The organism is Pseudomonas batumici, from assembly GCF_000820515.1.
GTDB lineage: Bacteria > Pseudomonadota > Gammaproteobacteria > Pseudomonadales > Pseudomonadaceae > Aquipseudomonas > Aquipseudomonas batumici.
Genome location: NZ_JXDG01000053.1, coordinates 60,926 through 82,461, shown reverse-complemented (window position 1 = coordinate 82,461; position 21,536 = coordinate 60,926). Strand labels below are relative to the sequence as shown.

The window sequence follows — 21,536 nt, the reverse complement described above, 5'->3', positions numbered from 1 at the left end:
TTGGTCATCCGGCGAGGTCGCGAATGGCGATCTCGCTCATGATGCGTTCCAGCACCTGCTCGATGGACAATTCCGTGGAATCCAGCTGTATGGCGTCAGCCGCCGGTTTGAGCGGGGCTACCGCTCGCTGGGTGTCACGCTCATCGCGTGCACGAATCTCATCTAGCAGACTCGACAGACTAACATCATCGCCCTTGGCCTTCAACTGCAAGTACCGACGACGAGCCCGCTCCTCGGGGCTGGCGGTCAGGAAAATCTTCAGCGGCGCATCGGGAAACACCACCGTGCCCATGTCCCGGCCATCGGCCACCAGGCCCGGTGGCTCCTGGAACGCCCGCTGGCGTTGCAGCAAGGCCTCGCGCACCGCCGGCAACGCCGCCACCTGGGAAGCCCAGGCGCCGACCTGCTCGTTGCGGATATCCTCGGTGACGTCGTCGCCTTCAAGAATGATTCGCGCCGTACGGTCACTGGTCGCCCCGACGAACTGCACGTCCAGGTGGGCGGCCAGGGCCTTGAGCAGTTCCTCGTTGGTCAGGTCGACCCCATGGTTGCGCGCAGCGAACGCCAGCAACCGATACAGCGCACCGGAATCCAGCAGGCACCAGCCCAGGCGCTTGGCCAGGATCCCGGCGACCGTGCCCTTGCCCGAACCGCTCGGCCCGTCAATGGTGATAACTGGAGCTTGAATATTCACGAGCGTGCCTCTTTGTGATCATCATTGGCGTTCAGGGTGCCCTTGCGGGCCCGGCGGGCCAGGATTCTGCCGAAATGCTCACGCGCCGCCTGCGCACGCTGGAACACCTCCAGCAACTGAGGCCCGTCCCCGGCATCGACGGCATCGCGCAAGACGTCCAGGTCACCGCGAAAGCTGTCCAGCGCACGCAGGACAGCATCCCGGTTCGCCAGGAAGATATCGTGCCACATCACCGGATCGCTGCCAGCGATCCGCGTGAAATCACGGAACCCACCCGCCGCATAGCGAAAAATTTCCAGGTTCTCGTTGCGCTTGGCCAACGAGTCCACCAGACCGAAGGCCAGCAGATGCGGCAGATGACTGGTCGCCGCCAGCACTTCGTCGTGGCGCTCGACCTGCATGTGCTCGACATCCGCCCCCAGGGCCCGCCAGAGCGCATCGACCGTCGCCAGCGCCGACGGATCGGTCTCGGCCAACGGCGTCAGGATCACCTTGTGCCGACGGAACAGCGCGCTGTTGGAGGCCTGCACGCCACTCTGCTCGGACCCGGCAATCGGGTGTCCCGGGACGAAACGCGCCGGCATGCGACCAAAGGCCTGACCGGCGGCACGCACGACATTGCCCTTGGCGCTGCCGACATCCGTCAGGATCGCGTGGCCCAGGTCCATATCGGCCAGCAGGCCGAGCATTTTCTCCATGGCCAGGATCGGCACCGCCAGCTGGATCACGTCGGCGCCCTGGCAAGCGGCGGCCAGGTCTGCCTCGCAGCGATCGACCACACCCAGTTCGACCGCCAGTTCGCGCGACAGCGGATCCAGATCGACACCGACCACTTCCCGGCACAGACCGCTTTCACGCAGCCCCTTGGCAAAGGATCCGCCGATCAAACCCAGGCCGACCACCACAAGGCGGCCGATCATAGGCTTCACAGATTGCATCGACATGACATCAACCACGGGCCAGGACCTTGGCCAGCGCCTCCAGCAGACGACTGTTCTCGCTGGCCAGGCCGATACTGACCCGCAGGTGCCTCGGCAGGCCGTAACCGGCCACCGGACGCACGATCACGCCTTCGCGCAGCAGCCCCTGGTACACCGGCCCCGCGTCACGCCCGACATCGACCGCGATGAAGTTGGCCTTCGAGGGAATCCAGCTCAGCCCCAACTGGCGAAAACCTTCCTCCAGTTGCTGCATGCCGGCTTCGTTCAAGCTGCGGCTGCGGGCGACATACTCGACATCATCCAGCGCGGCACGGGCCGCGACCAGCGCCAGGCTGTTGACGTTGAACGGCTGGCGAACACGGTTGAGGATGTCCGCCACGGCGGGCGACGACAGCGCATAACCGACGCGCAAGGCCGCCAGGCCGTAGGCCTTGGAGAAGGTGCGCGAAACCAGCAGGTTCGGATAGCTCGCCAGGTAGTTCAGGCCATCCGGCAGGTCGACACCCTCGGCGTACTCGATATAAGCCTCGTCCAGCACCACCAGGACATCCCGCGGTACCGCGGCGAGAAACGCCTCCAGCGCCTGCGGACCGAACCAGGTGCCCGTCGGGTTGTTCGGGTTGGCGATAAACACCACGCGAGTGTTTTCGTCGATGGCCGCGAGCATCGCCGCCAGGTCATGCCCCCAGTCCTTGGCCGGCGCCACGCGGGCCTCGGCATTCACCGCCTGGGTCACGATGGGATAGATCGCAAAGGCGTGTTCGCTGAACACCGCGTTCAACCCCGGCGCCAGGTAGGCACGGGCAACCAGTTCGAGAATGTCGTTGGAACCGTTGCCCAGGGTCACCTGGCTGGCCTGCACCCGGCACAGCTCGGACAGACGCTGCTTGAGCTCGAAGCCGTTGCCGTCCGGGTAACGGGTCAGCTCGGCCAGGGCCTCGGCAATCGCCGCCAGGGCCTTGGGACTCGCCCCCAGGGGGTTCTCGTTACTGGCCAGCTTGATGATCCGCGCCGGATCGATATCCAGCTCGCGAGCCAGCTCGTCCACGGGCTTGCCCGGAACGTAAGGCGACAGTTGTTGCACGCCCGGCTGCGCCAGGGCGAGGAAGTTACCGCTCATGATCAACGCCTTTACAGAACCGCTTTCGGGTAGGAGCCCAGCACCTTGAGGGCGACGGCTTCCTGACTGATCTTCTCCAGCACACCCTTGACCAGCGGATCACGGTGATGGCCGACGAAGTCGATAAAGAACACATACGTCCATTTACCGCTGCGCGAAGGTCGGGTCTCGATACGCGTCAGGTCAATCCCGTTGTCGTGGAACGGCACCAGCAGCTCGTGGAGCGCGCCGGGCTTGTTGCTCATGGAAACGATGATCGAGGTCTTGTCGTCGCCGGTAGGCGGCACTTCCTGGTTGCCGATCATCAGGAACCGCGTGGAGTTGTCCGGACGGTCCTCGATTTTCTCCGCCAGGCGCGTCAGGCCATAGAGACCGGCCGCCATATCGCCGGCAATCGCCGCCGAGTTCCACTCGCCCTTGACCCGCTTCGCCGCCTCGGCGTTGCTGGACACCGCCACGCGCTCGACGTTCGGGTAGTGGGCGTCCAGCCACTTGCGGCACTGGGCCAGGGACTGGGCGTGGGAGTAGATGCGACTGATGCTGTCGGTCTTGGTGTTCTCGCCCACCAGCAGGTGGTGGTGAATACGCAGCTCGACTTCGCCGCAAATCACCATGTCGTGCTCGAGGAAACTGTCGAGGGTGTGGTTGACCGCCCCCTCGGTGGAGTTTTCCACCGGCACCACGCCGAAATTCACCGCGCCCGCCGCCACTTCGCGGAAGACCTCGTCGATGGCCGCCATCGGCTTGCTGATCACCGCATGGCCGAAATGCTTCATGGCCGCCGCCTGGGTGAAGGTACCTTCAGGACCCAGGTAAGCCACTTTCAGCGGCTGTTCCAGGGCCAGGCAGGAAGACATGATCTCGCGGAACAAGCGCGCCATCTCTTCGTTGCCCAGCGGCCCCTGGTTACGCTCCATGACCCGCTTGAGCACCTGAGCTTCACGCTCGGGACGATAGAACACCGGCACTTCGCCTTCGGCCAGCGAGGCCATTTTTACCCGCGCGACTTCCTGGGCGCAGCGTGCGCGCTCGCTGATCAACTCGAGGACTTTCTCATCGAGACTGTCGATACGCAGGCGCAGTGCCTTGAGTTCTTGCTCGGACATCAGCCGTGTTCCTTCTCGAACGCCGCCATGTACGCCACCAGCGCGTTCACCGCATGGATGTCGACGGCATTGTAAATGGAGGCGCGCATGCCGCCCACCGAACGGTGCCCCTTGAGGTTCAACAGGCCGCGCTCTTCGGCGCCAGCCAGGAACGGCTTGTCCAGGCGATCGTCGGCCAGGCGGAACGGCACGTTCATCCAGGAGCGGTTGCTCTTGTTGATCGGGTTGCTGTACAGGCCGCTGGCGTCGATGAAGTCATACAGCGTGCGTTGCTTGACTTCGTTGAGCTTGCCGATGGCTTCGACACCGCCCTGCTCCTTGAGCCACTCGAAGACCAGGCCCGACAGGTACCAGGCCAGGGTCGGCGGGGTGTTGTACATGGAGCCGTTGTCGGCCGCGACCTTGTAGTCGAGCATGGTCGGGCAGATCGAACGGGCGCGACCCAGCAGGTCTTCACGGACGATGTTGACGACAATGCCGCTCGGGCCGATGTTCTTCTGCGCACCGGCGTAGATCATGCCGAAGCGGGAAACATCCACCGGACGCGAGAGGATGTCCGAGGACATGTCCGTCACCAGCGGTACGTCACCGGCCTCCGGGATCCAGTCGAACTCCAGGCCGCCGATGGTTTCGTTCGATACATAGTGAACATAGGCCGCGTCTTTCGACAGCTTCCATTCGTTCTGGCCGGGAATGGCGAAATAGTCGTAGGGCTTGGCGCTGGCGGCGACATTGACGTGACCGAAACGCGAGGCTTCCTCGATGGCTTTCTTCGACCAGATACCGGTCTCGATGTAGTCGGCCTTGCCGCTTTCAGGCAGCAGGTTCAACGCCACCTGGGCAAATTGCTGGCTGGCGCCGCCCTGCAGGAACAGCACCTTGTAGTTCGAGGGAATGTCCAGCAGGTCACGCAGGTCCTGCTCGGCCTTGGTGGCGATGGACACGAACTCATCGCTGCGGTGGCTCATCTCCATGACCGACAGGCCCTTGCCGTGCCAGTCGAGCAGCTCGGACTGGGCACGCAACAGGACAGCTTCGGGCAGCGCAGCGGGACCCGCGCAGAAGTTATAGGCTCGTTTGCTCACATCCACTCTCGCTATGCTTTTGAATACACACCGGCCTGCGCCCTACTCCAGACCGGCTACGCCTACGCCAGAGAGTAGAGCAGACAGGCGCTTTTTAGTCCTGCGGTTGCGCGTCGTCGGTCGCCGAATCCAACGGCTGGTCGTCGGCACCTTCGTCTATCAGCGCTTCGCCATCGAAGCCGACACCTTCTTCCAGTTCTTCGCCTTCGACTTCCGATGGCTCCTGGACACGTTCCAGGCCCACCAGCGTTTCGTCATTGGCCAGCTTGATCAGCGTCACGCCCTGGGTATTGCGACCCAGGCTGGACACTTCATCGACCCGGGTACGCACCAGCGTGCCCTGGTCGGAAATCAGCATGATTTCCTCACCGTCGAGCACCTGCACCGCACCGACCAGACGACCGTTACGCTCGTTGCTGACCATGGCGATCACACCCTGGCCGCCGCGCTTGTACTCGGGGAACTCGGTGATCGCGGTGCGCTTGCCGAAGCCGCGCTCGGACGCCGTGAGGATCTGGCTGCCTTCCTCCGGGATAATCATGGAGATCAGCTTCTGCCCTTCGTTCAGGCGCATGCCGCGCACACCGCGCGCGGTACGGCCCATGGCACGCACGTCGGATTCCTTGAAGCGCGTCACCTTGCCGGCGTCGGAGAACAGCATGACCTCGCGCTCGCCATCAGTGATCGCGGCGCTGATCAGCACGTCGCCCTCGTCCAGCTCCAGGGCGATCAGACCGACGCTGCGCTGGCGGCTGAACGCTTCCAGCGGGGTCTTCTTCACGGTACCGTCAGCGGTGGCCATGAAGATGTAGTGACCTTCGGTGTATTCCTCCACCGGCAGCATGGTGGTGATGTATTCACCCTCATCCAGCGGCAGCAGGTTCACCAGCGGACGACCACGGGCGGCACGGGAAGCCTCGGGAATTTCATAGGTCTTGAGCCAGTACACCTTGCCCTTGCTGGAGAACAGCAGCAGCGTGGTGTGGCTGTTGGCAACCAGCAGGTGGGCAATGTAGTCCTCATCCTTGACACCGGTCGCCGACTTGCCTTTACCACCACGGCGCTGGGCCTGGTAGGCCGCCAACGGCTGGGTCTTGGCGTAGCCGCCGTGGGAGATGGTCACCACGCGGTCTTCTTCCGGGATCATGTCACCCAGGGTCAGGTCCAGGCGGGCATCGAGGATTTCGGTACGACGCACGTCGCCGTACTCGGCACGAATGACTTCCAGCTCCTCGCGAATCACTTCCATCAGGCGCGTGGCGCTGTTGAGGATGCGGATCAGCTCGCCGATCTGGTTGAGGATTTCCTGGTACTCGGCCAGCAGCTTCTCGTGCTCCAGGCCGGTCAGGCGGTGCAGACGCAGTTCCAGGATGGCTTGCGCCTGTTCCGGCGACAGGAAGTACTTGCCATCACGCAGGCCGTATTGCGGATCGAGGTTTTCCGGACGGCAGGAATCGGCGCCGGCGCGCTCGACCATGGTCATCACCGCACTGGATTCCCAAGGCGTGCTGATCAGCGCCTCCTTGGCTTCCGACGGTGTCGGCGAGGCCTTGATCAGGGCGATGACCGGATCGATGTTCGACAGCGCGACCGCCTGGCCTTCGAGGATGTGACCACGCTCGCGAGCCTTGCGCAGCTCGAACACGGTACGCCGGGTCACGACTTCGCGACGGTGACGCACAAATGCTTCCAGCAGGTCCTTGAGGTTGAGGATCCGCGGACGACCGTCGATCAGCGCGACGATGTTGATGCCGAACACGCTCTGCAACTGGGTCTGGGCATAGAGGTTGTTGAGAATCACCTCTGGCACTTCGCCACGGCGCAGCTCGATGACCACGCGCATGCCATCCTTGTCGGACTCGTCGCGCAGCTCGGTAATACCTTCGAGCTTCTTCTCTTTCACCAGCTCGGCGATCTTCTCGATCAGGCGGGCCTTGTTCAGCTGGTACGGCAGCTCGGTGATGACGATCTGCTGGCGGCCGCCAACCTTGTCGATGTCCTCGACGGTCGAGCGGGCGCGCATGTAGATGCGCCCGCGACCGGTGCGATAGGCCTCGATGATGCCGGCACGGCCGTTGATGATCCCGGCTGTCGGGAAGTCCGGCCCCGGGATGTATTGCATCAGGTCATCGACGGTCACGTCGGGGTTGTCGATGAGCGCCAGGCAACCGTCGATGACTTCACCGAGGTTGTGCGGCGGGATGTTGGTCGCCATGCCCACGGCGATACCGCTGGAGCCGTTGACCAGCAGGTTGGGGATACGGGTCGGCATGACCGCCGGGATCTGCTCGGTGCCGTCATAGTTCGGCACCCAGTCCACGGTTTCCTTGTGCAGGTCGGCCAGCAGCTCGTGGGCCAGCTTGGTCATGCGCACTTCGGTGTATCGCATGGCCGCGGCGTTGTCGCCGTCCACGGAACCGAAGTTACCCTGGCCATCGACCAGCAGGTAGCGCAGGGAGAATGGCTGCGCCATCCGAACGATGGTGTCGTAGACCGCGGTATCACCGTGCGGGTGATACTTACCGATCACGTCACCGACCACACGGGCAGATTTCTTGTACGGCTTGTTCCAGTCGTTGCCCAGTTCGCTCATGGCGAACAGCACACGCCGGTGCACGGGCTTCAAACCATCGCGCGCATCAGGCAGTGCCCGCCCGACGATCACGCTCATCGCGTAGTCGAGGTAGGACTGTTTCAGCTCGTCTTCGATATTGACCGGGAGGATTTCTTTGGCCAGTTCGCCCATGAGAAGCCTGATTCCTTTTTCTGGTGAAACTTCGTCACATCCATATGGGACGAACGAAGCTCGCCGCCGCGGGCCTGATGCCCTGCAACGACTTACGACAAATCAACGAGTTATGCCTTGGATCTGCGCAGTGAAGGCAGCCGGTTCGGGCTACCCTGGAAACCGTCGGATGTTATCACAATCGCCGCCACGCACCTACCCCGGGATAGGCAAGGAAGTAGACGGGCGGCAGCTGCAACCCACCGAGAGCGCGCCGAGAGGGGCCTACAGGCAAGATGACCACCCCTGAGGCGGGCAAAATACTCTTCGGCCAGGGACAAAAGCAGGTCAATGCAGACGCTTGCGGCACATCAACTGCGCCATCTTTGCGGTGTCAGGACGTTCGACAATGCCTTTTTCGGTCACGATGACATCGATCAGGTCCGCCGGCGTCACATCGAAGACCGGGTTGAAGGCATCGACTTCGGCCCCGACCCGATGACCACCGACACTCAACAGTTCACTGCCGTCGCGCTCCTCGATCGGGATGTCGTCGCCACTGGCCAGGTCCATGTCGATGGTCGAACTCGGGGCCACCACCATGAAGCGCACACCATGGTGCATGGCGCAGACCGCCAGTTGATAGGTACCGATCTTGTTGGCCACGTCGCCATTGGCGGTAATGCGGTCGGCGCCGACGATCACCCAGGTCACGCCCTTGGTCTTCATGATATGCGCGGCGGCCGAATCGGCGTTCAGGGACACCGGGATGCCTTCGTTGGCCAACTCCCAGGCGGTCAGGCGCGAGCCTTGCAGCCAGGGCCGGGTCTCATCGGCATAGACCTGCTCGACCATGCCCTCCAGGAAGGCGCCGCGAATCACCCCCAGGGCCGTACCGAAGCCGCCGGTGGCCAGGGCGCCGGTATTGCAGTGGGTGAGGATCGCCTGGGCATTGCCCTGGTGCTTGCGGATCAGGTCCACCCCCAGCTGCGCCATGGTCAGGTTGGCCTCGCGATCGCTTTCATGGATCGCGATCGCCTCGAGCTCCAGGGCCGCCAGCGGATCAGCGCCGTCCTTGACCCGTTCCAGACGCTCACGCATCCGGTCCAGGGCCCAGAACAGATTGACCGCGGTCGGTCGCGAACTCGCCAGCAGAGCAAAATCGGCTTCCATCGCCGCCAGCCAGTCGCCGCCCTGCGCCCGTCGCGCCCGCGCCGCCAGCACCACGCCATAGGCGGCGCTGATGCCGATGGCCGGCGCCCCGCGCACCACCATCGAGCGAATCGCCTCGGCAACCCCTGCGGCACTGTCGTAAGCCAACCAGGTTTCCTCGAACGGCAGAATGCGCTGATCGAGCAGATACAAGGCACCATCACGCCAATCGATGGCCTTCACTTTTTCCGCAGCCAACAATCGATTACGCATGATTCATCCTCAACGAAGCGACAAAAGCCGCCGATTATAGCGATCCCCCAGCGAGGACGCTCGGGTATACTTCGCCATTATTCCAGATAAAGCCCGGACGCCGCCCACGATGCCGAACACCGCAGCCCCGCTCGATCTCCTCCTGCTACCGACCTGGCTGGTCCCTGTCGAACCCGCCGGCGTGGTGCTCAAGGAGCATGGCCTGGGCATTCGCGACGGACGCATCGCCTTTATCGGTACACGGGCCGAGGCGCTTGCACTCGGCGCCGCGCAAGTCCGCGAGCTGCCGGATACCCTGCTCGCCCCTGGCCTGGTCAATGCCCATGGGCATGCCGCCATGACGCTGTTTCGCGGCCTGGCCGACGACCTGCCGCTCATGACCTGGCTGGAACAGCATATCTGGCCCGCCGAAGCCAGATGGGTCGACGAAGCCTTCGTCCGCGATGGCACCGACCTGGCCATCGCCGAGCAAATCAAGGGCGGCATCAGTTGTTTCGCGGACATGTATTTCTTCCCTAAAGTCGCCAGTGAACGCGTGCACAACAGCGGCATTCGCGCACAGATCGCCATCCCGATCCTCGATTTCCCGATCCCCGGCGCCGCCAGCGTCGATGACTCCCTGCGCCAGGCCGTCGAACTGTTCGGCGAGCTGAAGCACCATCCGCGGATCAAGATAGCCTTCGGCCCCCATGCACCCTACACCGTTGGCGACGAAAACCTGGAAAAAGTCCGGGTCATCACCGAAGAACTCGATGCCGCGATCCACATGCACGTGCACGAAACCGCCTTCGAGGTGCAGCAATCGCTGGAGCAACGCGGCGAACGCCCGCTGGCGCGCCTGGGCCGCCTCGGCCTGCTCGGTCCGCGCTTCCAGGCCGTTCACATGACCCAGGTCAGCGATGATGACCTGGCACTGCTGGTAGAAAGCAACACCAGCGTGGTCCACTGCCCGGAATCGAACCTGAAACTGGCCAGCGGCTTCTGCCCGGTGCAGCGCCTGTGGCAGGCCGGCGTGAATGTAGCCGTGGGGACCGACGGCGCGGCGAGCAACAACGACCTCGACCTGCTCGGCGAAACCCGCACCGCCGCCCTGCTGGCCAAGGCCGTCGCCGGCTCCGCCACGGCACTGGACGCGCACCGCGCGCTGCGCATGGCGACCCTCAATGGTGCTCGGGCCCTGGGCCTGGAGCAGGAGATCGGCTCGCTGGAAGTCGGCAAGGCCGCGGACATCGTCGCTTTCGACCTGTCGGGCCTGGCCCAGCAGCCTATCTACGACCCGGTGTCGCAGCTGATCTACGCCAGCGGTCGCGACTGTGTGCAACATCTCTGGGTCGGCGGCAAGCCACTGCTCGAAGACCGGCGCCTGACCCGCCTGGATGAACAGCGCCTGAACGCCACGGCCCGGTCCTGGGGCCAACGCATCGGCGGCCACGGACACTGATTGACGCGCCTCCGAGCGCATTGAATTGAAGATGGCGCCACCCTGTAGGCGACATCAACCTGATTTCCAAGCTTTAGAGGATAGCCCATGAGCAACGTCGACCACGCTGAAATCGCCAAGTTCGAAGCCCTGGCCCATCGCTGGTGGGACCGCGAAAGCGAGTTCAAACCGCTTCACGATATCAACCCGCTGCGGGTCAACTGGATCGACGAGCGGGTCAAGCTCGCCGGCAAGAAGGTCCTCGACGTCGGTTGCGGCGGCGGCATTCTCAGCGAGGCCATGGCCCAGCGCGGCGCCACCGTCATGGGCATCGACATGGGCGAAGCGCCCCTGGCCGTGGCCCAACTGCACCAGCTGGAGTCCGGTGTCGACGTCGAATACCGGCAGATCACCGCCGAAGCCCTGGCCGAGGAAATGCCCGAACAGTTCGACGTCGTGACCTGCCTGGAAATGCTCGAGCACGTCCCCGACCCGTCCTCGGTGATCCGTGCCTGCTTTCGCATGGTCAAGCCCGGCGGCCAGGTGTTCTTCTCCACCATCAACCGCAACCCCAAGGCCTATCTGTTCGCCATCGTCGGCGCGGAATACATCATGGGCCTGCTGCCGCGCGGTACCCACGACTTCAAGAAATTCATCCGCCCGTCGGAGCTGGGTGCGTGGAGCCGCGAGGCGGGCCTGGCGGTCAAGGACATCATCGGCCTGACCTACAACCCCCTGACCAAGCACTACAAGCTGGCCGCGGACGTCGACGTCAACTACATGATCCAGACCCTGCGCGAGGAATAACCGATGCGCTTGAGAGCGGTTCTCTTCGACATGGACGGCACCCTGCTCGACACCGCGCCGGACTTCATCGCCATCTGCCAGGCCATGCTGGCCGATCGCGGCCTGCCGCCGATTGCCGACCAGTCGATTCGCGATGAGATCTCCGGCGGCGCTCGCGCCATGGTCGCCGTGACCTTCATGATGGACCCCGAGTCGCCGGGCTTCGAGGATTTGCGCCAGGAGTTCCTGGAGCGCTACCTCAAGGCCTGCGCCGTCCATAGCCGCCTGTTCGACGGCATGACCGAGCTGCTGGCCGACATCGAGAAGGCCAATCTGCGCTGGGGCGTGGTCACCAACAAGCCACTGCGCTTTGCCGAGCCGATCATGCAACAGCTGGGACTGGCGGAGCGCTCGGCGCTGCTGATCTGCCCGGACCATGTGAAGAACAGCAAGCCCGACCCGGAGCCGCTGATCCTGGCCTGCAAGATGCTCGACCTGGACCCGGCCAGCGTATTATTCGTGGGGGACGACCTGCGTGATATCGAGTCCGGGCGCGACGCCGGTACCCGCACCGCAGCCGTGCGCTACGGCTACATTCACCCGGAAGACAACCCCGATCACTGGGGCGCCGATGTGGTGGTCGATCACCCGCTGGAGTTGCGCAAGGTATTGGATAACGCGCTGTGCAGCTGTTGAGCCGCCTGCCTGTTTTACATTTGTAGAGGTTTAGCCATGTTCGATTATTCCGCCCGCCCCGATCTGCTCAAGGACCGTGTCATCCTGGTGACAGGTGCCGGTCGTGGCATCGGCGCCGCGGCCGCGAAGACCTATGCCGCCCACGGCGCCACCGTGCTGCTGCTGGGCAAGACCGAAGCCAACCTGAGCCAGGTCTACGACGAGATCGAAGGCGCCGGCCACCCGCAACCGGTGGTGATCCCGTTCAACCTGGAGACCGCCCTGCCGCACCAGTACGACGAGCTGGCGGCGATGATCGAAAGCGAATTCGGCCACCTCGACGGCCTGCTGCACAACGCGTCCATCATTGGCCCGCGTACGCCGCTGGAACAGCTGTCCGGCGAAAACTTCATGCGTGTCATGCACGTCAACGTCAATGCCATGTTCATGCTGACCAGCACCTTGCTGCCCCTGCTCAAGCTGTCCCGGGACGCCTCGGTAATCTTCACGTCCAGCAGCGTCGGCCGCAAAGGCCGCGCCTACTGGGGCGCCTATGGGGTTTCCAAGTTCGCTACCGAGGGCCTGATGCAAACCCTGGCCGACGAGCTCGATACGGTGGCTCCGGTGCGCGCCAACAGCATCAACCCCGGCGCCACCCGCACCAGCATGCGGGCCCAGGCCTATCCCGGCGAGAACCCGGAAAACAACCCGACACCCCAGCAGATCATGCCGGTCTACCTGTACCTGATGGGCCCCGACAGCAGCGGCGTCAACGGCCAGGCCTTCGACGCACAGTAAGCACCCGCATCACCCAGCCCCTGCGCGCCGGAATACCGGCGCACAGGAGCGCAATTTCAAAAAGCCATCAGCGCCAGTCAAACAACTGCCACCCTTTCTGCCGGCGACGCCCGTCCCGACAAATCGATCCCACTGAATTCAAACGAGTTTTATTCGGTTGGGCCGATTGGCACGACTTTCGCTCTAACTTCCTCAGACATGCAGCGCGAGCGTTGCCTGGGGGAGCTGCATCGACCGGCTATAGAAGCCTGGGCCAAAAGGACTAGACTGGTACCAAGGTCCTGCCGGACTGATGGACCAGTAAGATGCGTTGCCCCAAGCCGCTCTCGCCCAGCCTGCAAGACCGTACTCTGCGCTTAGGGGCTTGCCACCATGAAAACGCCGACCCAGACCAACGCAATTGACTTCGATCGCGCCAGATTGCAACGGCTGGGCTTTGGCCAGCTCCCGCTCACCCAGCAACGCCCCATCAGCCTGGCTCAACTGCGCCAGCAACTGGCCCTGCAGTTGCAAATCAGCCTGGAGCCTGCGCGCATCCTGGAAATCTTCTTCCACGAGATTCAGCGGGTGGTCCCGCTCGATGCGTTGAGATACCTGCACCCGATCAGTGATCTGCGCCTGGAGTTCGGACAGCGCGGCCATCACTCGATCAGCTACAGCCTGAGCCATGAAGGCGAGCAGCTGGGCGAGCTGATATTCCGTCGCAACCAACGCTTCACCGAACAGGAACTGGGCAGCCTGGAATCATTGCTGGCGAGCCTGCTGTATCCGATGCGTAACGCCCTGCTCTATCGTGCCGCCACCCGCAGTGCCCTGCGCGACCCGCTGACCGAAACCGGCAACCGTGTCGCCATGGAGCAGGCCCTGCAACGGGAGTTCGAGCTGGCACGCCGTCATGGCCAGCCGATCTCGGTGCTGATGCTGGATATCGACCACTTCAAGCAAATCAATGACAACTACGGACACAGCGTCGGCGACACGGTACTCAAGACCGTGGCCGCCTCGATCAAGGACCAACTGCGTAATATCGACAGGGTGTTCCGCTACGGCGGCGAGGAGTTTCTGATCCTGCTGTCCAATACCCACCGCGAAGCGGCGGCATTGGTGGGAGAGCGCCTGCGCCATGCGGCGCAAGTCCAGGATTACCAAGGTGATGGCCAACTGGTCAGCCTGACGGTGAGCCTGGGTTGCGCCACGCTGTTGCCGGGAGAGTCCACGGAAAGCCTGCTACGCCGCGCGGACAGTGCCCTGTATGTGGCCAAGCGGGAGGGTCGCAACCGACTGGCCATGGCGGGGTAACCCCCACCACACAAACCTTGTTCTTATTGTAGGAGCCGGCTTGCCGGCGATGGCGTCTGGATAGACGCAGCAAGACTAGAGGGCCTCATCGCCGGCAATCGAGCGTCGACCGGCCGCTCCCACAGTGACTACAGTGCAAGTCAACCCTCAGCGAGGGCGGCCTGGCGTCCACGGGCAGCCGGGGCCTTTTCCGCGGGTTCCAGCTGCATGCAACGCTCCAGGAACAGGTACATGTAGTCATAGCTCTTGCAGATCGCCTGCCGGAGCTCGACCTGCAACGCCTTGGCGGGATTGTTGCCGGCCAGGGTGCAGATGATTTCCAGTGCTTCCCACGGATGGGCATCATCGTACTGGGCATGCATCTTCAACCATTTCATCGCACGCTTGCGGTCTTCCTCCGGGAACGCCGCCGCATAGACCCCCGTCGAACAGACCAGCGCCGACCATTCGCCGGTAGCCCCTTCGATGGCGTAGTTGGTCGCGGCAATCGCCACGATCAAGGGATCAGCCGAACTGGTGTGCCAGCACCAATGACTCAGCGCGTGCAGCTCGGGCGGCACCTCCTGCGCCTGCAGGTCCTCGAGGGTCACGCCGTGGGCCCGGCTCCAATGCAACCAATAGTCGGCGTGGTTCAGTTCCACGCGGATATTGCGCATCAGCCAACGCCGCGCCATGTCCTCGCCGGGATGGCGGGCAAAGCGGGTCTTGGTGAGGTTCTGTGCCATGTATAACGCAAACTGTTCAACCACCGGCCAGCCGCCAATCAGATAGTGGCGCATGGTTTTTGCGCTCAGCCTGTTGTCGCGCATCCGCTGGTAAAGTTCGTGTTCGACAACCCGGCGCTTGCTCTCGCTACAGTCCTGAATGAGCTGCTGCGCCCACGCGGGGTAGCTGGAGGCCTCCATAAGCGGGCCGGTTCTGCTGAATGTGTCGATCACTATCGGGCTCCTTCTGAGTGGTGATTTAAGCAGATCAGCAAAGGTTTCAGCGGAATGTACCGGGCGCCTTGAGCAGGAGTGGCCGAGGTCGTGCCGGTCGACACAACAGGCTGTCGCAGGTGAACAATTGCGGTCGCTCAATCACGTAGCCTTGAGCGTAGTCGACACCGATCTCGAGCAAGGCCTGCTCGATCTGCGGCGTTTCGACAAACTCTGCAATTGTTCGCTTCCCCATGACATGGCCGATGTGATTGATCACCTCGACCATGGCGCGGTTAATCGGGTCGTCCAGCATATCCTTTACGAAACTTCCATCGATCTTCAGGAAGTCTACAGGCAAATGTTTGAGATATGCGAACGAAGACATTCCGGCACAAAAGTCGTCCAGGGAGAACCGACAGCCCAAGCTCTTGAGTTCATTGATAAATCGTATGGCGCTGCCGAGATTGGAGATGGCGCTGGTTTCAGTTATTTCGAAACAAATCATATCCGCAGGAATGCCATACACTTTGAACTGCTCATGCAGGAAGCCCAGGAACTCCTCGTCGCCAATGGTAATGCCCGACAGATTGATCGCGCACATCGCCATCGCCCCTTCGCGCTGCTGGGCGATGCATTCGGCAATGACCTTGAAGACGTTCTGCACCACCCAACGATCGAGCTGAGTCATCAGGCCATAGCGTTCGGCGGCCGGGATAAAGCTGTCGGGCAGGATCATCCGCCCCGCCTCGTCGTGCAAACGCAGGAGGATTTCCACATGCCCGGCGGAGTGATCGGCATGCCCCAGGGAGGCGATTTCCTGTGCGTACAGGCAGAAACGGTTTTCTTCCAGGGCCATGTGCAAACGCTGGACCCAGGCCATCTCGCCGAAGCGCAGGGACAACTCCGAATCGTCCGCGTGATACACCTGAACCCGGTTGCGCCCCTTCTCCTTGGCCATGTAGCAGGCCATGTCCGCCGCCCGCAGCGAGGCCTCCAGCGTGGTCGGCACCTGGGCGATATGCACCAGGCCGATACTGACCGTCGTCTGGAACGGCCGCCCTTTCCAGACGAAATGCAGGTTCTGTACGGTCTGTCGCAGACTTTCGGCGATCTTTTCCGCCGCCTCCGCCGGACAGTTCTCCAGCAGTATCCCGAACTCGTCGCCCCCCAGGCGTGCCAGGGTATCGCCCTCGCGCAAGCCGGATTGCAGCAATGCACAGATATGCCGGAGCAATTCATCGCCGGCCGCATGACCGCAGGTGTCATTGACCAACTTGAACTGGTCCAGGTCGAGGAACATCAATGCGTGCCGTGCGGGCTGGCGATTCTGGTTGTACAGCGCCAGCTCCAGGCGGTACTCGAATTCGCGCCGGTTGGCCAGTCCCGTCAGGGCATCATGGGTGGCCTGCCAGGACAGGTTGGCGATGTATTGCCGCTCCTGGGTCATGTCGTGCAGCACCAGCACCGTGCCACTGACCTTGCCGGCGTTACGGATCGGTGCTCCTACCAGGGTGACCGACACGGTGCTGCCATCCAGGCGCTGGATCAGCTTGGAATGCTCGCTGCCACCTTTCAAGCGTCCACTGAGGATATGCTCGATCAGGGTATAACCATCGTCCTGGGCATTCTCGTCCAACAGGTTGAACAGCGCCGCCAGGGGCAGGCCACAGGCCTGCCCGGCTTTCCAGTGGGTCAGGTGCTCGGCGGCCGGGTTCATGTAGGCGATAGCGCCTTCCACATCGGTGGTGATGACCCCGTCGCCAATGGACTCGAGGGTGATCTGCGCCCGGTCCTTTTCCAGTTGCAAGGCATCGGCAAAGGCATGGCGCTGGGCCAGAAGCTTGTGCGTGCGCAGCAAGGCCAGGGCGATCAACCCCAGGGCGGTGGCCAGGTTGGTGATCAGCAACAGCCGCAGAATGACCCGCGAGCCTTCGCCCAGGGCATCGCTGAAGGCCCTGGCAGCCGGCGTCACGCCATCGTTGATGGCAAAGATCTGACTCTTCCAGCGCTGGATATCGTCATTGCTGTCCTGGTTGACGGAGATCGCCCGGTGCATCTGCTGGGCGACCGTGTCCAGGTGCACCAGGTAGCTGTCGCCCACCGTCCATTTTTCAATGGCCCGTTGCATATAGCTGAAGTGGCGGAAGTTCAGGTACAACCAGATGATGCTGGAGACATCGTCGGGGTGGTTGCCGCCTTGCAGGATACCGCGCCGGGCCGCCGCAAGGTCCGGCGTCGGCGCATCCAGGGCGATACGCAGGTCGTGCCCACCCTGGGGAACGGCAATGGCCTCCTGGTATTTGCGGAAAATCGTTTCGTCGCGGCTATCGGCGTACAGGTTGAGGTAGTAGATGGCGTCCTTCTGACCCTTGGACCAGAGGCTCTCGCCGGCCACATAACCGCGCACGGCGGAAAGCACGTACAGGCTCAGGCAGCCCAGCAAGGCCTGAAGCAGGACAACAGCGATAAATGGCCAGACGATGCCCAACAGCCGTGGCGTTCCGAGAGTCCGCGTTTGCTTCATGAGATCCCTTGCATCAGCACTGCCAGATGAGCACTCGAGAGAAATCCACTCCTGATAGCACAGCCTAGGCTAATTTCCACGATATCGAAGGGATCAACGATCCCTTGCCGCTCCCCGGAACTCATCCATCGCTCGCACGCACAGAGAAAACAGTCTTTCCGCCAACCAATTCAACCACTAAGCACAGAAAACCAGGCAAAACTCAAGCACGTCAAATTTTTTGCAGATGCCCGTACAGCTTGGCATAAAGACCGCCGTCGGCAATGAGCTGCTGGTGGTCGCCGTCCTCGGCAATCCGCCCGCCATCGAATACCAGCACCCGATCGGCCTGTTTCACCGCGGACAGGCGGTGGGCAATGATCAAGGTCGTACGACCGCTGAGAAACCGACTCAAGGCCTGGTGCAGGTTGTATTCGGTGGCCGCGTCCAGCGCCGAGGTCGCTTCGTCGAGGATCACCACCTTGGGCTCGGCCAGCACCATCCGGGCAATGGCCAGGCGCTGACGCTGACCACCGGACAAGCGCACCCCGGAGCGCCCGACAATGCTGTCCAGGCCTTGCGGCAACACTTTGATCGTAGCGTCGAGCTGGGCAATTTCCAGCGCCCGCCAGCAGGCTTCATCGCTACGCTCGCGGCCCATGGTGAGGTTGGCGCGTACCGTATCGTTGAACAGCGCCGGATGCTGCAACACCACCGCGACGTTCTCGCGCACGGTGTCCAGGCCGATATCGGCCTGGGACGCACCGCCGAAGCGGATGGTCCCGGCCTGGGGTGTATACAGCCCCAGCAGCAGTTGAACCAGTGTGCTTTTGCCGCCGCCGCTGGCCCCGACAATCGCGACTTTTTCGCCGGGGGCGATGGACAGGTCCAACTGGTCGAGCACCGGCTCCTCGCCATAGGCGAAACTCAAGGCCTGCACCTCGATGCCCACGGTGTCACGCCCCACGAAGGGATCGACGCCGCCGGGGTACTGCGGTTCGTCGGCCCGCGCCAGCAATTCGTTGATCCGCTCAAGCGCACCGCCGGCGGCATAGAAGGCATATTGCAGGTTCAACAGTTGCTCCACCGGCCCGATCATGAACCAGAGGTAACTGAACACCGCGAGCATCTGGCCGATGGACAGGTCCGAAAACAGCACCGTGAGCATCGCCGCCGCCCGGAAGATATCGATACCGAACTGGAACAGCAGCCCGGTGGCCCGGCTCGATGCGTCGCTTTTCCATTGGGAAGCCACGGCATAGTCACGCACTTCCCGGGCGCGCATCCCCAGACGGCCGAGGAAAAATCCCTGGCGATTGCCGGCGCGCACTTCCTGGATCGCATCGAGGGTCTCGGTCAAGGCCTGGGTAAAGCGCGAGGTGCTGTCGTTTTCCAGCTTCTTGAGGTGCTTGACCCGCTTGCCCAACTGCACCGTGGCGTAGATCACCAGCGGGTTGAACAGCAGGATCAGCAGCGCCAGCTTCCAGTGCATCCAGACCAGGATGACGGAGGTCCCCACCAGCGTCAGCATCGCCACCAGAAAGCGGCTCAGGGTTTCGCCGACGAATTTGTCCAGGGTGTCCAGGTCGGTCACCAGGTGCGTGGTCACGGTACCGCTGCCCAGGCTTTCGTATTCGCCCAGGGAAATGCGCTTCAGGCGTTCGATCAGCCGTGTGCGGATGCGATAGACGATGTCCTTGGCCAACCCGGCGAACAGCCGCGCCTGCACCACGTTGAACAGCAGCGCCCCGCAGCGCAGGGCCAGGGTCGCCAGCAGCATCAGGCCGATATAGCCGACGGCGCGCTGCCAGGGGCCGGGCAGCAGGTGGTTCATGACCTTGAGCGCGGCATCGCCATGCCCCAGCAGGACTTCGTCCACCAGCAAGGGCAACAGCAGGGGAATCGGCACGCTGCACAAGGTCGCCAGCACGGCCACCGCATTGGCGACCCACAGCGCTTTTTTATGCCGCAGGGCCAGGCGCCGAATTTCTGCCCAGCTCAGGCGGTCCGCAAGTGGCTTGACGGGGTCGGGATCGGGCTGATCAAGCACAGGCCGCACGCTCCAGCCAACGGCCGAGCAGCGGAGCGAGTTCAGCCAGCGGCTGGTAGCCGTTGGTCAGCAGCGCCAACTGGCCATTGCGTTCGGCCAGCAAGGTCGGGAAACCGGCAATCCCCAGGTCCTGGACCCAGGTGAAATCGGCGGCGGTGGCCGCATGCTGCTCGGCCGTGTCGAAGGCGCCGGCAAATTCGATGCGCGGCAGTCCGGCCTGTTCCGCCAGCTCCACCAACACGCTGGCCTGCGTGACATCACGCCCCTCGACATAAAAGGCCCGCTGGATCAGCCCCACCAGCGTCCACGCACAGTCCGGCGCCAGGCTGCGCGCCGTGACGACCGCCCGACAGGCCGGCTCGGTGTCGTAGACGAAACCGTCCGGCAAGGCACCGTCGAGCTTGAACGGCTGGCCGGTGGTCTCGGTGACCGCCTGCCAGTGTTCCAGGATATAGCGCCGGGTCGTCGGTTCCAGCGCGGTGCCGCTGCCGGTGCGCAAGCCGCCCATCACCAGGTGCAGTTCGACACCCGCCGCCTGCGCCTGCTTGACCAGCGCCTCGGCCACCGGGGCAAATCCCCAGCACCAGGAACACATCGGGTCCATGACATAGAGCAGGCGCGCGGACATGGTTCAGTCCTCGGAAGATTGACGGTAGTTGTAACCGATCGGGTGCGGCTGGTTGCGTGCCTTGGCCAGTTCGATCTGCTTCTGCCGGTCGATGGCGCTGCGACGGGTCTTCTCGCTCAACTTGTCCCAGCAATGCGGGCAACTGATACCGGCCACGTAGTGCTCCGACGCACGGTCCTCGACGCTGACCGGTGTACGGCAGGCATGACATTGATCGTAGTCGCCTTCGCTGAGGTCGTGGCGCACGGTGACGCGATTGTCGAAGACAAAGCAGTCGCCCTGCCACTTGCTTTGCGCCTGGGGCACCTCTTCGAGGTACTTCAGGATCCCGCCCTTGAGGTGATAGACCTCGTCGAAGCCCTCGCCGAGCATGTAGCTGGAGGCCTTCTCGCAACGAATGCCGCCGGTGCAGAACATGGCGACTTTCTTGTGCCTGGCCGGGTCGAAATGGGCTTTGATGTAGTCGGGGAATTCGCGAAAACTGGTGGTCTTCGGGTCGATGGCGCCTTCGAAGGTGCCGATCGAGACTTCATAATCGTTGCGGGTGTCGATCAGCAACACTTCCGGGTCAGCGATCAAGGCATTCCAGTCCTGCGGATCGACATAGGTGCCGACCTGCTTGTTCGGGTCCACGCCCTCGACACCCAGGGTGACGATTTCCTTCTTCAGCTTGACCTTGGTCCGATAGAACGGCTGGTCGTCGCAATAGGATTCCTTGTGGTCGATATCGACCATCCGCGGATCCAGCTTGAGCCAGGCCAACAGGCCATCGATGCCTTCGCGGCTACCGGAAACGGTACCGTTGATGCCTTCTTCGGCGATCAGCAGGGTGCCCTTGATGCCGTTGTCGACCATCGCCTGCAGCAGTGGCTCGCGCAGGGCAACGTAGTCTTCCAGGGTGACGAACTTGTAAAGTGCCGCCACGACTATGGGTTGAGTCATGGGTGATTCTCTCCAGGTGGCAGCCCTCGCAAAGGGCGAACCGGATGCAAAAAAAACGCGCCGACAGAGCGGCGCGTTGCGGATTCTAGCAAAAAAACACCGGTCGAAAAACCAGGGATCAATGCCCTCCGCCGGCGCAGACCGGCGATGCCGGTGCCGCGCCGATTTTCACCCACTCTTCAGGGGTGTAGGTATGCAGGGCCAACGCATGGAACTCACTCATCAGGTCGCCCAGGGTGGCGTAGACCTTCTGGTGGCGCTTGACGCTGTTCAACCCGGCAAACTGTTCGCTGACCAGCACCGCCTTGAAATGGGTCTGCAACCCGCGGCTGTGCATATGGCTTTCGTCCAGGACTTGCAGGTGCTCGGGTTGCAGGGCGGCCAATGCGGTTTCGATACGTTGCTGCATGCTCATGTCA

The 21,536-nt window shown here is 62.8% G+C and carries 17 protein-coding genes and 1 pseudogene; 5 read left to right on the top strand and 13 right to left on the bottom strand.

What is annotated here, in order from left to right:
* Positions 1–4: 4 nt before the first annotated feature.
* From cmk to mtnA, 7 genes and pseudogenes are all read right to left on the bottom strand, one after another.
* Positions 5–694, bottom strand: coding sequence for a (d)CMP kinase (gene cmk, locus UCMB321_RS19445; RefSeq protein WP_040069981.1), 690 nt, complete (start codon positions 692–694; stop codon positions 5–7).
* A gap of 5 nt (positions 695–699) precedes the next feature.
* A pseudogene (locus UCMB321_RS19440) lies at positions 700–1,650 on the bottom strand (prephenate dehydrogenase/arogenate dehydrogenase family protein); the annotation flags it as partial.
* Complete coding sequence (gene hisC / locus UCMB321_RS19435; protein ID WP_040069979.1) at positions 1,643–2,755, bottom strand: histidinol-phosphate transaminase; 1,113 nt, start codon at positions 2,753–2,755, stop codon at positions 1,643–1,645. The gene hisC and the pseudogene UCMB321_RS19440, both read right to left, overlap by 8 nt.
* 11 nt (positions 2,756–2,766) lie before the next feature.
* Complete coding sequence (pheA, locus tag UCMB321_RS19430) at positions 2,767–3,861, bottom strand: prephenate dehydratase (RefSeq protein ID WP_040069977.1); 1,095 nt, start codon at positions 3,859–3,861, stop codon at positions 2,767–2,769.
* Positions 3,861–4,946: a 3-phosphoserine/phosphohydroxythreonine transaminase gene (gene serC, locus UCMB321_RS19425; protein ID WP_040070047.1), complete on the bottom strand. Its 1,086-nt coding sequence runs from the start codon at positions 4,944–4,946 to the stop codon at positions 3,861–3,863. The genes pheA and serC overlap by 1 nt, the downstream gene beginning before the upstream one ends.
* A gap of 94 nt (positions 4,947–5,040) precedes the next feature.
* Complete coding sequence (gene gyrA / locus UCMB321_RS19420; protein ID WP_040069975.1) at positions 5,041–7,692, bottom strand: DNA gyrase subunit A; 2,652 nt, start codon at positions 7,690–7,692, stop codon at positions 5,041–5,043.
* Between the two features lie 327 nt (positions 7,693–8,019).
* Positions 8,020–9,096, bottom strand: coding sequence for an S-methyl-5-thioribose-1-phosphate isomerase (gene mtnA, locus UCMB321_RS19415; protein ID WP_040069973.1), 1,077 nt, complete (start codon positions 9,094–9,096; stop codon positions 8,020–8,022).
* Between the two features lie 109 nt (positions 9,097–9,205).
* On the opposite strand from mtnA, the gene UCMB321_RS19410 reads away from it, so the two are divergent.
* The 5 genes from UCMB321_RS19410 to UCMB321_RS19390 all read left to right on the top strand — a co-directional run bounded on the left by UCMB321_RS19410 (position 9,206) and on the right by UCMB321_RS19390 (position 14,074).
* Complete coding sequence (locus tag UCMB321_RS19410; RefSeq protein ID WP_040069972.1) at positions 9,206–10,537, top strand: TRZ/ATZ family hydrolase; 1,332 nt, start codon at positions 9,206–9,208, stop codon at positions 10,535–10,537.
* Positions 10,538–10,624: 87 nt separating this feature from the next.
* The gene (gene ubiG / locus UCMB321_RS19405) at positions 10,625–11,323 is read left to right on the top strand and encodes a bifunctional 2-polyprenyl-6-hydroxyphenol methylase/3-demethylubiquinol 3-O-methyltransferase UbiG (RefSeq protein ID WP_040069970.1); all 699 of its coding nucleotides are present in this window, start codon (positions 10,625–10,627) and stop codon (positions 11,321–11,323) included.
* 3 nt (positions 11,324–11,326) lie between these two features.
* Complete coding sequence (mupP, locus tag UCMB321_RS19400; protein ID WP_040069968.1) at positions 11,327–11,998, top strand: N-acetylmuramic acid 6-phosphate phosphatase MupP; 672 nt, start codon at positions 11,327–11,329, stop codon at positions 11,996–11,998.
* 36 nt (positions 11,999–12,034) lie between these two features.
* The gene (locus UCMB321_RS19395) at positions 12,035–12,775 is read left to right on the top strand and encodes a YciK family oxidoreductase (RefSeq protein ID WP_040069966.1); all 741 of its coding nucleotides are present in this window, start codon (positions 12,035–12,037) and stop codon (positions 12,773–12,775) included.
* 372 nt (positions 12,776–13,147) lie between these two features.
* Positions 13,148–14,074, top strand: a complete 927-nt coding sequence (locus UCMB321_RS19390) for a GGDEF domain-containing protein (protein WP_040069963.1) — start codon at positions 13,148–13,150, stop codon at positions 14,072–14,074.
* A 140-nt stretch (positions 14,075–14,214) separates the two neighbouring features.
* Here the strand turns inward: UCMB321_RS19390 and UCMB321_RS19385 are convergent, their stop codons facing one another.
* The 6 genes from UCMB321_RS19385 to UCMB321_RS19360 all read right to left on the bottom strand — a co-directional run bounded on the left by UCMB321_RS19385 (position 14,215) and on the right by UCMB321_RS19360 (position 21,532).
* Positions 14,215–14,979: an iron-containing redox enzyme family protein gene (locus UCMB321_RS19385; protein ID WP_425338586.1), complete on the bottom strand. Its 765-nt coding sequence runs from the start codon at positions 14,977–14,979 to the stop codon at positions 14,215–14,217.
* A gap of 79 nt (positions 14,980–15,058) precedes the next feature.
* Positions 15,059–17,518 carry an EAL domain-containing protein gene (locus UCMB321_RS19380; protein WP_040069957.1) on the bottom strand — a complete coding sequence of 820 codons (2,460 nt, stop codon included), beginning with the start codon at positions 17,516–17,518 and terminating at the stop codon, positions 15,059–15,061.
* 211 nt (positions 17,519–17,729) lie between these two features.
* Positions 17,730–19,547: an ABC transporter ATP-binding protein gene (locus UCMB321_RS19375; protein ID WP_040069955.1), complete on the bottom strand. Its 1,818-nt coding sequence runs from the start codon at positions 19,545–19,547 to the stop codon at positions 17,730–17,732.
* A complete protein-coding gene (locus tag UCMB321_RS19370) occupies positions 19,540–20,142 on the bottom strand; it encodes a DsbA family protein (RefSeq protein WP_209437193.1) in 603 nt (200 codons plus the stop codon). The genes UCMB321_RS19375 and UCMB321_RS19370 overlap by 8 nt, the downstream gene beginning before the upstream one ends.
* 36 nt (positions 20,143–20,178) lie before the next feature.
* Positions 20,179–21,117, bottom strand: a complete 939-nt coding sequence (trhO, locus tag UCMB321_RS19365; RefSeq protein WP_040069950.1) for an oxygen-dependent tRNA uridine(34) hydroxylase TrhO — start codon at positions 21,115–21,117, stop codon at positions 20,179–20,181.
* A 118-nt stretch (positions 21,118–21,235) separates the two neighbouring features.
* Complete coding sequence (locus UCMB321_RS19360; protein ID WP_040069948.1) at positions 21,236–21,532, bottom strand: BolA family protein; 297 nt, start codon at positions 21,530–21,532, stop codon at positions 21,236–21,238.
* Positions 21,533–21,536 lie beyond the last annotated feature (4 nt).